The 12,523-nt window shown below is 72.8% G+C and carries 14 protein-coding genes; 8 read left to right on the top strand and 6 right to left on the bottom strand.

Annotation, left to right across the window (positions count from 1 at the left end; genetic code table 11):
• Nucleotides 1-84: 84 nt before the first annotated feature.
• Nucleotides 85-1,572 (bottom strand): MocR-like transcription factor YczR, encoded by a 1,488-nt coding sequence (gene yczR, locus OKJ99_RS32605; protein ID WP_326021630.1) that lies wholly within the window; start codon nt 1,570-1,572, stop codon nt 85-87.
• A gap of 112 nt (nt 1,573-1,684) precedes the next feature.
• On the opposite strand from yczR, the gene OKJ99_RS32610 reads away from it, so the two are divergent.
• Nucleotides 1,685-2,362: a universal stress protein gene (locus OKJ99_RS32610; RefSeq protein ID WP_326021632.1), complete on the top strand. Its 678-nt coding sequence runs from the start codon at nt 1,685-1,687 to the stop codon at nt 2,360-2,362.
• A gap of 9 nt (nt 2,363-2,371) precedes the next feature.
• On the opposite strand, the gene OKJ99_RS32615 is transcribed toward OKJ99_RS32610, so the two are convergent.
• Together OKJ99_RS32615 and OKJ99_RS32620 are read right to left on the bottom strand one after the other, a co-directional pair.
• A complete protein-coding gene (locus OKJ99_RS32615; RefSeq protein ID WP_326021633.1) occupies nt 2,372-2,995 on the bottom strand; it encodes a response regulator transcription factor in 624 nt (207 codons plus the stop codon).
• Nucleotides 2,992-4,179: a sensor histidine kinase gene (locus OKJ99_RS32620; protein ID WP_326021634.1), complete on the bottom strand. Its 1,188-nt coding sequence runs from the start codon at nt 4,177-4,179 to the stop codon at nt 2,992-2,994. The genes OKJ99_RS32615 and OKJ99_RS32620 overlap by 4 nt, the downstream gene beginning before the upstream one ends.
• A 136-nt stretch (nt 4,180-4,315) precedes the next feature.
• Here OKJ99_RS32620 and OKJ99_RS32625 point away from each other — a divergent pair, with 136 nt between their 5' ends.
• The gene (locus OKJ99_RS32625; RefSeq protein ID WP_326021636.1) at nt 4,316-5,389 is read left to right on the top strand and encodes an ABC transporter permease; all 1,074 of its coding nucleotides are present in this window, start codon (nt 4,316-4,318) and stop codon (nt 5,387-5,389) included.
• Nucleotides 5,386-6,090, top strand: coding sequence for an ABC transporter ATP-binding protein (locus OKJ99_RS32630; protein ID WP_326021638.1), 705 nt, complete (start codon nt 5,386-5,388; stop codon nt 6,088-6,090). The genes OKJ99_RS32625 and OKJ99_RS32630 overlap by 4 nt, the downstream gene beginning before the upstream one ends.
• A 31-nt stretch (nt 6,091-6,121) precedes the next feature.
• Here the strand turns inward: OKJ99_RS32630 and OKJ99_RS32635 are convergent, their stop codons facing one another.
• The gene (locus OKJ99_RS32635) at nt 6,122-6,922 is read right to left on the bottom strand and encodes an IclR family transcriptional regulator (RefSeq protein ID WP_326021639.1); all 801 of its coding nucleotides are present in this window, start codon (nt 6,920-6,922) and stop codon (nt 6,122-6,124) included.
• A 212-nt stretch (nt 6,923-7,134) separates the two neighbouring features.
• Between OKJ99_RS32635 and allB the strand changes: the two genes are divergently transcribed.
• Both allB and OKJ99_RS32645 read left to right on the top strand, forming a co-directional pair.
• Nucleotides 7,135-8,496, top strand: coding sequence for an allantoinase AllB (allB, locus tag OKJ99_RS32640; protein ID WP_326021641.1), 1,362 nt, complete (start codon nt 7,135-7,137; stop codon nt 8,494-8,496).
• Between the two features lie 4 nt (nt 8,497-8,500).
• Nucleotides 8,501-8,650, top strand: a complete 150-nt coding sequence (locus OKJ99_RS32645; protein ID WP_326021695.1) for a hypothetical protein — start codon at nt 8,501-8,503, stop codon at nt 8,648-8,650.
• A gap of 68 nt (nt 8,651-8,718) precedes the next feature.
• On the opposite strand, the gene OKJ99_RS32650 is transcribed toward OKJ99_RS32645, so the two are convergent.
• Nucleotides 8,719-9,450, bottom strand: a complete 732-nt coding sequence (locus tag OKJ99_RS32650) for an SDR family oxidoreductase (protein WP_326021642.1) — start codon at nt 9,448-9,450, stop codon at nt 8,719-8,721.
• Between the two features lie 191 nt (nt 9,451-9,641).
• Here OKJ99_RS32650 and OKJ99_RS32655 point away from each other — a divergent pair, with 191 nt between their 5' ends.
• A complete protein-coding gene (locus OKJ99_RS32655; protein ID WP_326021643.1) occupies nt 9,642-10,067 on the top strand; it encodes a ribonuclease in 426 nt (141 codons plus the stop codon).
• 45 nt (nt 10,068-10,112) lie between these two features.
• Here the strand turns inward: OKJ99_RS32655 and OKJ99_RS32660 are convergent, their stop codons facing one another.
• The gene (locus OKJ99_RS32660) at nt 10,113-10,334 is read right to left on the bottom strand and encodes a hypothetical protein (RefSeq protein ID WP_326021644.1); all 222 of its coding nucleotides are present in this window, start codon (nt 10,332-10,334) and stop codon (nt 10,113-10,115) included.
• A gap of 179 nt (nt 10,335-10,513) precedes the next feature.
• On the opposite strand from OKJ99_RS32660, the gene OKJ99_RS32665 reads away from it, so the two are divergent.
• Complete coding sequence (locus OKJ99_RS32665) at nt 10,514-11,785, top strand: sensor histidine kinase (protein WP_326021645.1); 1,272 nt, start codon at nt 10,514-10,516, stop codon at nt 11,783-11,785.
• Between the two features lie 61 nt (nt 11,786-11,846).
• Nucleotides 11,847-12,515, top strand: a complete 669-nt coding sequence (locus OKJ99_RS32670; protein ID WP_326021646.1) for a response regulator transcription factor — start codon at nt 11,847-11,849, stop codon at nt 12,513-12,515.
• Nucleotides 12,516-12,523 lie beyond the last annotated feature (8 nt).

Below are 12,523 nucleotides of genomic sequence, written 5' to 3' on the forward strand. Positions count from 1 at the left end.
TGCCTGCCCGGAAAAGTGTCGCAGTTACACGTATGACTGCGACACTTTTCCGGGCAGGCGCAGTGTTGCCGGCCGGAAAGGGCCCTACGCCACCCAGTGCGGCCGCCCCGGCTCCTCGCCCGCCCAGCCGAGCCCGCCGACCGCGTCGTCGATGGACGCCGCGATCCGCCGCACCGCCTCCTCGGCGACCTCGACCGGCTGGACGTACGGGACGCGCAGCCGGTGCTCGAACGTGCCGGGGTCCGCGCCGAACCGTGACCCGCCCTCGATCCGCACCCCGCGGCGCAGCGCGGCCCGCCCGAGCGCGGAGGCGATCGGCCGCCCCAGGTCCACCCAGAGGGAGAGCCCGCCGGGCGGCACCTGCCAGCGCCAGTCCGGGAATTCGCGGCCGAGCGCCTCGGCGAGCCGGTCGCGGCGCTCGCGCAGCACCGGGATCCGGCCGCGCAGAATGGCCTCCTCGCGCATCAGCAACCGGCCCGCCACCAACTGGTCCAGGACCGAGCCCGACATGTCCGCGGTGACCCGCAGCATCGTCAGCTCGGTGATCAGGCGGGTGCCCGCACGCACCCAGCCGACCCGGAGCCCGCTCCAGTGCCCCTTGCTCAACGAGCCGACGGTGACGATCTGTTCGCCCCCGCCGGGCGGGGCCAGGGAGGCGAACGGCGGCTCCGTCGCCCCGTCGAGCGCGATGTCCGCGATCGTCTCGTCGATGACCAGCCAGGTGCCGGTCGCCCGCGCGGCGGCGATGATCTGCCGCCGCTGCTCGCTCGGCATCAGCCGGCCCGTCGGGTTCTGGAAGTCGGGGATCAGATACGCGAGCCGGGGCGCCGACTGCCGCAGCGTCGCGCCGATCAGGTCCACGTCCCAGCCGTCCTCGGTGACCGGCACCGGCGCGGTGCGCATCCCCAACTGCCGGATCACCGACAGGGCGTTGGCGTACGACGGGTTCTCCACCAGGATCCGGTCGCCGGGCCTGCCGAGCAGGGTGAGGGTGAGCGACACGGCCTGCTGGGCGCCCGTCGTGACCAGGATCTGCTCGGGCAGCGTGGGCAGCCCGCGCCGCGTGTACCGCTCGGCGATCTGGGCGCGCAGCTCCGGTAGGCCGTACGGGTGGTAGCCGTTGGTCACCGCGTGCCGGGCGACGTCCGGGGCCGCGGCGGCGTACGCGGCCGACAGCTCGTCCTCCAGGAAGCCGGGCGCCGCGACCGCCAGGTCGATCACGTCGTCCCCCGCGGCGGGCGTGGCCACGACGGTCGGGCGCGCGCCCTCCGGCAGCTCGGTCCACGTCCCGGCGCCACGCCTGCTGCGCGCGTACCCGCTCTCGCGGAGCAGGTCGTACGCGGCCGTGACGGTGGCCCTGCTGACCCCGAGCGAGGCCGCGAACTCGCGCTCCGCGGGCAGCCGCGTGTGCAGCGCGATCCGCCCGTCGAGCAGCAGTGTCCGCACGCCCTGCGCGAGCGCGCGGTAGCCGGGGCGCTCCCCGGCCACACCGGTCACGAGCGTGCCGAGCCGCCTGCCGCCGAGCCCGCGCCCGCCGCCGTCCACGCTGCGGACCACCGTTCCGTCACCCATGCCACAACTCCGTGATTGGCCCTGCTGTCCAGGCCAATCAGCGTACAGAGTGGGCTCGATCGGTGAGCAGTGGCCTGGAGCAGGTCACGGCGTGCGTACGAGGAGGGGTGTCATGGACGGCGAGCGGGTCGGTGGTCGCGTGGTGGTCGGGGTCGGCGGTTCCCCGGCGAGCCTGGCCGCGTTGCGCTCGGCGGTCGCCGAGGCCCGGAGGTCCGACCGGCCCCTGGTGGCGGTGCTCGCGTGGGAGCCGCCGGAGGGCGAGGCCATGTACCGGCGGTGGCCGGACGCCGCGTGGGCCCGGCACTGGTACGAGGAGGCCCGCGCCCGGCTGGCGGCGGCGTTCGAGGAGGCGCTCGGCGGCCTGCCGCCCGACCTAGGTCCTGTATGGAGTTCTCCTGCCTGCCCGGATTGCCCGGGCACGCACGCTCGCGGCGTTGTCGTCGGTCTCCGACGCTCCGCGTCGACTCCCTCCTCCGCCTTGCGATCGCACGCACCAGGGCAATCCGGGCCGCGCTTCGCGCGACGACAGGAGAACTCCATACAGGACCTCGACGTGACGCTCCGCGCGGTGCGCTCCCGCCCGGGCCCTGCCCTGGTCGAACTCGCGGCGCGCCCCGACGACCTGCTGGTCATCGGCGTACGCCCCCGGAGCCTGCGCCGCGCCGCCCACCGCCACGTACGGCGGCACGCGGTGTGCCCGGTGCTCACGGTGCCGGTGCGGCCGCTGCAACGGGCGGAACTGCGGGCGCTGCGGCGGGTGCGGGCGGTGGACTTCGAGATGACGCGCTGATGGAGGCCGCTAGCGGCGCCGCAGCAGCCCGTCCCGCGTCGCCCGCGCCACCGCCGACGTACGCGAGTCGACCCCCAACTTCGCGTAGATGTGCACGAGGTGGGACTTGACCGTGGCCCGGCTCAGGAACAGCTCGCGGGCGATCTCCGCGTTGGAGAGGCCGTCGCGCACGTGTCGCAGCACCTCCAGCTCGCGCCGGCTCAGCGCCTCCGCGGGTGCCCGCATCCGGTCCATGAGCCGGTCGGCGACGGCGGGCGCGAGTGCGGAGCGCCCGGACGCCGCCGTGCGGACGGCCGCCGCGAGCTCCTCCGGTGGCGCGTCCTTCAGCAGATAGCCGGAGGCCCCCGCCTCCACCGCGGCGAGGATGTCCGCCTCGGTGTCGTACGTGGTGAGGACGAGGACGCGCGGCCCACCGTCGAGGGCCGCGATCCGCGCGGTCGCCTCGGCGCCGTGCATCTGCCCCGTCCCGAACTGCAGGTCCATGAGGACGACGTCCACGTCCCCCGCCAGCTCCACCGCCCGCTCGGCCGTCGCGGCCTCCGCGACGATCGCGAAGTCCGCCTCCGCGTCGAGCACGGCCCGCAGACCGGCACGTACGACGGGGTGGTCGTCGGCCAGCAACAGCCGGATCACGCGACACCTCCGGACGGTGTCGGCAGCGGCAGCGTCACCGCGACGGCCGTGCCCCGGCCAGGTTCCGACTCGACGGTGAACGTGCCGCCGAGCTCGGTCACCCGCGAGCGCATCGCGACGAGCCCGAAGCCGCCGTCGCCGCCGACCGGCGCCCGGTCCGGGTCGAAGCCTTCGCCGTCGTCCACCACGTCCAGGGCCACCGAGGTCTCCATGAAGCTGAGGGTGATCTCCGCGCGGCGGGCGTCCGCGTGCAGCACCGTGTTGGCGAGCGCGGACTGGGCGATGCGCAACAGCGCCACCTCGTACGGCGTGGGGAGTTCGAGCGGGGTGCCGCTCACCGAGAAGCGGGCGGTGAGGCCCGGCGCCGTGGCGCACAGCCGGTCGAGCGCCCCGGCCAGCGAGCCGACGTCCAGCTCCGGCGGGGCGAGGGCGCGCACGAAGCGGCGGGCCTCCGCGAGGTTGTCCTGCGCCGTGGCCCGCGCCTGCTCGACGTGCCCGGCGGCGGGGGAGTCGGCGGGCAGTTCGCGCCCGGCCGCGACCAGCAGCAGCTGGATCGAGGACAGGCCCTGCGCCAGCGTGTCGTGGATCTCCCGGGCCAGCCGCTCGCGCTCGGCGAGGGTGGCGCTCGCGCGCTCCGCCGCCGCGAGTTCGGCGTGGGCGACGACCAGCTCGTCGATCAGCTGCTGCTTGCGCTCGCTCTCCCGGTACAGCGTCTGGTAGCCGAGCACGGTCGCCACGGCGACGGCCGCGCCGAGCAGCGGCCCTATGAACGCCCCCGGATTCACCGCCCCGTCATGACCGACGTACGAGCAGATGGCCGCGCCCGCCGCAAGCGCCACCGCGGGGACGCCCCAGCGCGCGGGCAGCAGATGCAGCAGCAGGAAGTACAGCGGGAACGCCAGCCACAGGGCATCCGGCGAGAGCACGAGCAGCAGCGTCCACACGGCGCCGAGGACGGCGAGCCACCACACGGCGCCCACGCGCGTGGACCGCACGACCGGCAGCGCGGCGCCCGCCCCGTAGACGGCGCCCATCGCCCCGGCCACCGTCACCACCGCCGTGACCGGCTCCGCGGAGCGGCCGGTCAGGGCCCGTACGACGACGAGCGCGAGCAGGCCCGCCGTCAGCAGATGCAGACAGAGGCGCAGCGCGCGAAGCGCGGGGGTGAGCGAGCGTGGATCCATACCGTTCTCCAGCGTACGGAGCCGGGACGCGGAACCGGTCAACCGAAAGTTTGAAAGGCACGTCCCCCCTTCGATTCGGGTGAAGCGTGCTGTGGCGCGATGCCCGCGAGGGCCCCGGAGCCGCAGTCTTGACCGCATGTTCGTCGCATGGAGAGATCTACGGTTCGCCAGGGGCAGGTTCGCCCTGATGGGAACCGTGATCGTACTGATCACGCTGCTCGTGGGACTGCTGTCGGGACTGACGGCGGGGCTCGCTCGGGACAATACGTCGGCGCTCACCGGGCTGCCCGCCGACCACCTCGCCTTCGCCCGGCCCGCCGACGGCCAGTCGGTGTCGTTCACGGCGTCCACGGTCCGCCCCGAGCAGCGGCGCGACCTCGCGGCTCAGAAGGGGGTCGAGAGCGCGGAGCCGATCGGCATCGGCACGGTGAACGCCGAGGCGGGCCGGCAGACCGCTGCGGTCTCCGCGTTCGGCGTGCGCCAGGGCTCCGGACTCGCACCCGACGCGACGGCGCCCGGCACGGCGGTCCTCTCCGCCAAGGCGGCGAAGGAACTGGGGGCGGCCACGGGCGACAAGCTCACCCTCGGCGGTACGCGCCTCACGGTCGCGGCGGTCTCCGGAGACGCCTCGTACAGCCACACACCGGTCGTCTGGACGCACCTCGACGACTGGCAGCACATCACGCCCACGGGCGGTACCGGCGAACGTGCCACGGTGATCGCCCTGCGCACGGGAGCGGACGCCGACCTTCCGGCGGCAGACAAGGCCGCGGGCACGGACACGACCACCATCGACGGCGCCCTCTCCGCCATAGGGTCCTACCAGGCCGAGAACGGCTCGCTGCAACTGATGCGCGGCTTCCTCTTCGTCATCTCGGCGCTCGTCGTCGGCGCGTTCTTCACGGTGTGGACGATCCAGCGCAGCGCCGACATCGCGGTCCTGAAGGCCCTCGGCTCCTCGACCCGCTACCTCCTGCGGGACGCGCTCGGCCAGGCGGTCCTGATGCTGGTCGCCGGTACGGCGATCGGCACCGGCCTCGCCACCCTCATCGGCGTCTTCGTCCCCGACACGGTGCCGTTCGTCCTCGACCCGCTGACCGCGCTGGGCCCGGCCGCCGTCATGACGGTCCTCGGCCTGGCGGGCGCCGCCCTCTCCATCCGGCGGATCACCGCCGTCGACCCCCTCACCGCCCTCGGGAGCGCCCGATGACCCTGCTGCTCGACGACATCACTCTGACCTACCCCGACGGGGACGGCCGCCTCACGGCCCTCGACCGGGTCGGCCTCCGGGTTCCGGCCGGAGGCCTCACGGCGGTGGTGGGCCCGTCCGGCTCCGGAAAGTCCAGCCTCCTGGCGGTGGCGGCGACGCTCGTCACCCCCGACAGCGGCCGCGTGGTCATCGACGGCACGGAGGCCACGGCCCTGACCCGTACGGAATCGGCGGAACTGCGCCGCCGCGCGATCGGCATCGTCTTCCAGCAGCCGAACCTGCTGCCGTCGCTGACCGCGCTGGAACAACTCCAGGTGATGGCGCACCTGGAGGGCCGCAAGCCGCGAGAAGTACGGGACAGGGCACGCGAGTTGCTCGACGCGGTCGACCTGTCCGCCCAGTCCCACCGCCGCCCGCACCAACTCTCGGGCGGCCAGCGCCAGCGCGTGAACATCGCGCGAGCCCTGATCAACGAGCCCCGCGTCCTCCTCGTGGACGAACCCACGAGCGCCCTGGACCACGAACGCGGCGCAGCAGTACTGGACTTGCTCCGCAACCTGACCCAAGAGCGGAGAACGGCAACCGTCCTGGTCACACACGACCGCGACCACTTGACGGTGGCGGACGAGGTCCAAGAAATGCGCGACGGCGCGATCGTCGCGATCGACGCGCCGGCTGTTTCAAGCCCCTGCGGCGATTGAGCAGCGGGGTCCGGGGCAGCGCCCCGAGACGTCAACCACTGTGCCCGGAACTGGCCAACGCCACCGACAACTCACGCGCAACCTGCTGCAGCACCGGCACAATCTTGTCCGTCGCCGCCTCGGTCACCCGCCCCGCAGGCCCGGAAATCGAGATCGCCGCAGCGGTGGGCGAGTCCGGCACGGACACCGCGAGGCACCGCACCCCGATCTCCTGCTCGTTGTCATCGACGGCATACCCAGCCTGCCGAACGTCCTCAAGCGCGTCGAGGAACCCCTCGGGCGTGGTGAGCGTCTTCTCGGTCGCCGCCGGCATCCCGGTCCGACCGAGCAGCGCCCGCACCTCGTCCGCGGGCGTGTACGCGAGCAGCGCCTTGCCCACCCCGGTCGAGTGCGGCAGCACCCTGCGGCCGACCTCGGTGAACATCCGCATGGAGTGCTTGGACGGCACCTGGGCGACGTACACGACCTCGTCGCCGTCGAGGAGCGCCATGTTCGCGGTCTCGCCGGTCTCCTCGACGAGGCGGGCCAGGTACGGGCGCGCCCACGTGCCGAGCAGCCGGGACGCGGACTCGCCGAGCCGGATGAGCCGCGGCCCGAGGGCGTAGCGCCGGTTGGGCTGCTGGCGTACGTAGCCGCAGGCGACCAGCGTGCGCATCAGGCGGTGGATGGTCGGCAGGGGGAGCCCGCTGCTGGCGGAGAGCTCGCTCAGGCCGACCTCACCACCCGCGTCGGCCATCCGCTCGAGCAGATCGAAGGCGCGCTCAAGGGACTGGACACCGCCGGTGGGTGCGGACTTGGCGGTTTCAGTGGTGCTGGCGTCGGGCGTCGGCACAGCGCGTTCCTTTCGGTGGCAGGCAGATACGCAGACTACCGGCGGCTTCCTGTCCAGTGATCCCTTGACCTATAAGTTCGTCGGTAGCTACGTTCTGCGTACCGGAATCTTATTTCCACTTTGTGGAAACGTCCAGGGCTGGTGGGTCTTGACGGTTCGCGAAGTCTGAGTGAAAGTCCTTCAACAGAACGTTGAAGCTTGAGGAGGCCCAGGTGTCGGACGCCGAAGTCCAGATCGAACTCGTGCTGCGCTCGACGCGCGTCATCACGCCCGAAGGTACGCGGCCCGCCTCGGTCGCCGTCGCCCAGGGGAAGATCGTCGCGGTGCTCGCGCACGACGCGGCAGTCCCGGCCGGGGCCCGCCTGGAGGACTTCGGCGACGACGCGCTGCTGCCCGGCATCGTCGACACGCACGTGCACGTCAACGACCCGGGACGCACCGAGTGGGAGGGCTTCTGGACCGCCACCCGCGCCGCGGCGGCCGGCGGCATCACGACCCTCGTCGACATGCCGCTCAACTCCCTGCCGCCGACCACGACCGTCGACAACCTTCGTACGAAGAAGGACGTGGCCGCCTCCAAGGCGCACATCGACGTCGGCTTCTGGGGCGGCGCGCTGCCGGACAACGTCAAGGACCTGCGCCCGCTGCACGACGCCGGGGTCTTCGGCTTCAAGTGCTTCCTGTCGCCCTCCGGCGTCGACGAGTTCCCGCACCTGGACGCCGAACGGCTCACCGCCTCCATGGCGGAGATCGCCGGCTTCGGCGGCCTGCTCATCGTGCACGCCGAGGACCCGCACGAGCTGGACGTGGCGCCCCACAACAGCGGCCCCAAGTACGACGACTACCTGGCGACCCGCCCGCGCGTCTCCGAGGACGTCGCCATCAAGGGCCTGATCGACACCGCCAAGCGGATCGGCGCCCGCATCCACATCCTGCACCTGTCGTCCTCCGACGCGCTGCCGCTGATCGCCGCCGCGAAGGCCGAGGGCGTCGAGCTGACCGTCGAGACCTGCCCGCACTACCTCACGCTCACCGCGGAGGAAGTCCCGGACGGGGCCAGCGAGTTCAAGTGCTGCCCGCCGATCCGCGAGGCCGCCAACCAGGACCTGCTGTGGCAGGCGCTCGCCGACGGCACCATCGACTGCGTCGTCACCGACCACTCGCCGTCCACGGCCGACCTGAAGACCGACGACTTCGCGACCGCGTGGGGAGGCATCTCCGGCCTCCAGCTGAGCCTCTCCGCCATCTGGACGGCGGCCCGTGCCCGCGGCTACTCCCTTGAGGACGTGGTCCGTTGGATGTCCGAGCGCACGTCGAAGCTCGTGGGCCTCGACGACCGCAAGGGCGCCATCGCGGTCGGCCGCGACGCCGACTTCGCCGTCCTCGCCCCCGAGGACACCTTCAGCGTCGACCCGGCCGCCCTCCAGCACCGCAACCGCGTCACCGCGTACGCGGGCAAGACGCTGCACGGTGTCGTGAAGTCGACCTGGCTGCGCGGCGAACGCATCGTCGCCGACGGCGAGTTCACCGCCCCGCAGGGGCAGCTGCTCGTGCGCGAGGAAAGGAACAAGTAACACCATGCCCGCGACCTCCGGCTCCTCCCGGATACCCCGCTTCGCCGGTGACGCCAGCCCCTGCGGCGGCATCTCGCGGCTGCGTCTGTTCGGTTCGCCGACGGACCAGGGTCGGTCTCAACTGGTGGCCCGCCACGCGGAGTTGGGCGAGTAGCCCGTACTCTGCTCGGCTTGCGGGGCACACCGGCCTGACAGCACCGGTGTGCCCCGCATCTCTCTGTCTCAGGCCGCGTGCCCGCCGTCCACCGCGAACTCGGCGCCCGTCACGTACGAGGCCCCTTCGCCCGCCAGATAAGCGACCGTCGACGCCACCTCGTCCACGGTGCCGTAGCGGCCGAGCGCCGTCGCCGCGGCCTGCGCCGGTGCGTACGGCCCTTCGGCCGGGTTCATGTCGGTGTCCGTCGGGCCCGGGTGCACGATGTTCGCCGTGATGCCGCGCCCGCCCAACTCGCGGGCGAGCGCCTTCGTCAGGCCGATCAGGGCCGCCTTGCTCGTGGCGTAGAGCGTGCCGCCGGGTCCCGGCACGTGCTGGGCCATGCAGGAGCCGACGGTGACGATCCTGCCGCCCTCGGGGAGTCTGGCCGCCGCGGCCTGCGAGGTGAGGAAGACGCCGCGTACGTTCACGTCGAGCGCGCGGTCGACGTCCGCGAGGGAGAAGCCGTCCAGCGGGCCGAGCGCGCCCACGCCGACGTTGTTGACGAGCACGTCGATCCGGCCGAGCCCCGCCACCGTCCGCCCGACCGCCTCCGCCGCCTCGCCCGCGTCCGCCGAGTCGGCCCGCACCGCGAGCCCCCGCCGCCCCAGCGCCTCGATCCGCCGCACCACCTCCTCGGCGGCCTCCTTGCCCTGTACGTAGGTGAGCGCCACGTCGAAGCCGTCGCGGGCGAGCCGCAGCGCCGTCGCCGCGCCGATTCCGCGGGAGCCGCCGGTCACCAGAGCCACCTTGCCGTTCATGTCGCCTCCTGTAGGGAGCGGATGTTGTGGCTTCAAGTACAGCGACCTACGGAGGTGGGGGCTGGCGGCAAATGGACGTCGATGTCGGGCGCCGATACCAAGCCACTGGCATGTGACGCGAGTGAACTGACGGAAAACAGCCGAGAGTTGGTGTTGACATGCCCACCTCTACGCGCGTCACACTGTGGGGCATGAAGACTCCCCCACGCTTCTTCAGTGCCGTCGCCGTTGCCGCCGCCCTCCTCCTGGGCGGCGTGGGCGGCTCCACCGCGATCGCCGCACCGGCCGCGCAGGCCCCGGCCGTCGCCTCCCACACCGTCTCGGTCGCCGACGTCGGCGACATCTGCGCCTCCGCGCTGCCCGCCGAGGCGCACGACACCCTGGACCTCATCGAGCAGGGCGGACCGTACCCGTACGAGCAGGACGGCACGGTCTTCTCGAACCGGGAGGGCATCCTCCCCGACCAGTCGTCCGGCTACTACCACGAGTACACGGTGATCACGCCGGGCTCGGACGACCGCGGTGCCCGCCGCATCGTCACCGGAGACTCCGACAAGGAGGACTACTACACGGCGGACCACTACGCGTCCTTCGACCTGGTCGACCACGCCTGCTGAGCCCTCCTCGGCACCCCTGCCGGGCCCTCCCCGGCCCGGCAGGGGTCAGTTCTTGCGCTGGGCCTCGACGGCCGCGAACACGGCGAACGCGAACACGATCAGCGCGATGCTGCCGTACACCTCGTGGCCGTCGAGGAACCCGATGTGCCCGATGAGACCCCAACCACCGGGCAGGCCGGTGAACTCGTTCAGGATGCCGATCGCCCCCTGGAGCAGCACGATTCCGCCGACGACCTCGATGACCCGCAACCACTGATTCCTGTTCATGCACAGGACTCTCGCCCCGCGGACCCCCCACCCACATCGGCCGCGGGGCGAGCCCCGTACGACTCCGGTAGCGGAGCGCGGGGGCCGGCCGCGACCAAAGTCGACGGGGGTACGACTTTGGTCGCGGAAGCGGCGCTCGGGTCGGTGCGGACCGCCCCGGGTGCGTAGATTTGTCGACCATGGAAGCAGTGCGGCAGACCGGAACCCCGCAGGCGGCGGAGACGCCCGCCGAGCGATGGCGTCGACGGCTGCTGCCCTCGGCCGTCGCCGACGAGCTCGACCTGGACCCCGAGGGGCAGCCGGGCCGCAGGCGGCGCACCGCCCGTGACTGGATCGTCGACTTCAGCTGCTTCGGGATCGCGGTCTTCCTCGGCCTGATCTTCGCTCAGCAGGTCTGGGACGACCCGAACACACCGCCCGCCCTCGCCGTGCTCGACCAGCTGCTCGGCGCCGCCGCCTGCGCCGGGATCTGGCTGCGCAGGCGCTGGCCGCTGGGCCTCGCCCTGGCGATGATCCCGATCGGCTTCCTGTCCAACACCGCCGGCGGCGCGTCCATGATCGCGGTGTTCACGCTCGCCGTGCACCGCCCGTTCCGCTACGTCGGCTGGGTGGCGGGCATCTCCATCGCGCTCATCCCGCTGTTCTTCTGGCTGCGGCCCGACCCCGAGTCCTCGTATCTGCTGTCGGTCTCGTTCACCGTCATCATCACCATCACGGTCGTCGGCTGGGGCATGTTCGTCCGCTCCCGGCGCCAGCTCCTGATGTCCCTGCGGGACCGGGCGAGCCGCGCCGAGACCGAGGCCGTGCTCCGCGCCGAGCAGGCGCAGCGGCTCGCCCGCGAGGACATCGCGCGCGAGATGCACGACGTCCTCGCCCACCGCCTCACGCTGCTGAGCGTGCACGCGGGCGCCCTGGAGTTCCGCCCCGACGCGCCCCAGGGCGAGATCGCCCGGGCCGCGGGCGTGATCCGGGAGAGCGCGCACGAGGCGCTGCAGGACCTGCGCGAGATCATCGGCGTGCTGCGCGCGGCGGACCACGGCGACGAGTCGGGGCGGCCGCAGCCCACCCTCGCCGCGCTCGGCACCCTGGTCGCCGAGTCCCGCGAGGCCGGCATGAAGGTCGACCTCGACAACCGGGTCCCCGAAGCCGGGTCCGTGCCCGCCTCCACCGGGCGCACCGCCTACCGCATCGCCCAGGAAGGCCTTACCAACGCCCGTAAGCACGCCCCTGGCGCCGAGGTCGCGGTCACGGTCGAGGGCGCCGCAGGGGACGGCCTCACGGTCACCGTGCGCAACCCGCCCCCGCCCGGCGAGGTGCCGCACGTCCCCGGCTCGGGACAGGGCCTGATCGGCCTCACCGAACGCGCCACGCTCGCGGGCGGCAGGCTCGCCCACGGGGCCGAACCGGACGGCGGTTTCGCGGTGCGGGCGTGGCTTCCGTGGCCGGAGTGAGGACCGCGGGGAAGCGGCCGGTGTGGACACAGCGGTGATCGTCCCTCGCTACGGTGTGCCCATGACCGCGATCCGCCTGCTCATCGTCGACGACGACCCCCTCGTGCGCGCAGGGCTCACCTTCATGTTCGGCGCCGCAGAGGACATCGAGATCGTCGGCGAGGCCGCCGACGGCAGCGAGGTGGACGCGCAGGTGGCCCGGCTGCACCCGGACGTCGTCCTCATGGACCTGCGCATGCCGACCCTGGACGGCCTGTCCGCCACGGAGGCGCTGCGGGCCCGCGAGGGCGCCCCCGAGGTGATCGTCCTGACCACGTTCCACGCGGACGAACAGGTGCTGCGGGCGCTGCGCGCGGGAGCGGCGGGGTTCGTCCTCAAGGACACCGCGCCGGGCGAGATCGTCGAGTCGGTGCGCCGCGTCGCGGCCGGCACCCCGGTCCTCTCCCCGACCGTCACCCGGCAGCTCATCAGCAAGGTCTCGGGCGACGACCCCGCCCTGGACCGACGGGCACGCGCGCGTACGCGCATGGCCGAACTGGCCGAGCGCGAGCGGGAGGTGGCCGTCGAGGTGGGCCGCGGCAGGTCGAACGCGGAGGTCGCCGCGACGCTCTACATGAGCGTCCCCACGGTCAAGACCCACGTCTCCCGCATCATGGCCCGGCTCGGCCTCAACAACCGCGTACAGATCGCGCTGCTCGCCCACGACGCGGGGCTGCTGGACGGCGACTGAGGAATGGA

This window comes from Streptomyces endophyticus (assembly GCF_035798155.1).
Classification (GTDB): Bacteria; Actinomycetota; Actinomycetes; order Streptomycetales; family Streptomycetaceae; genus Streptomyces; species Streptomyces endophyticus.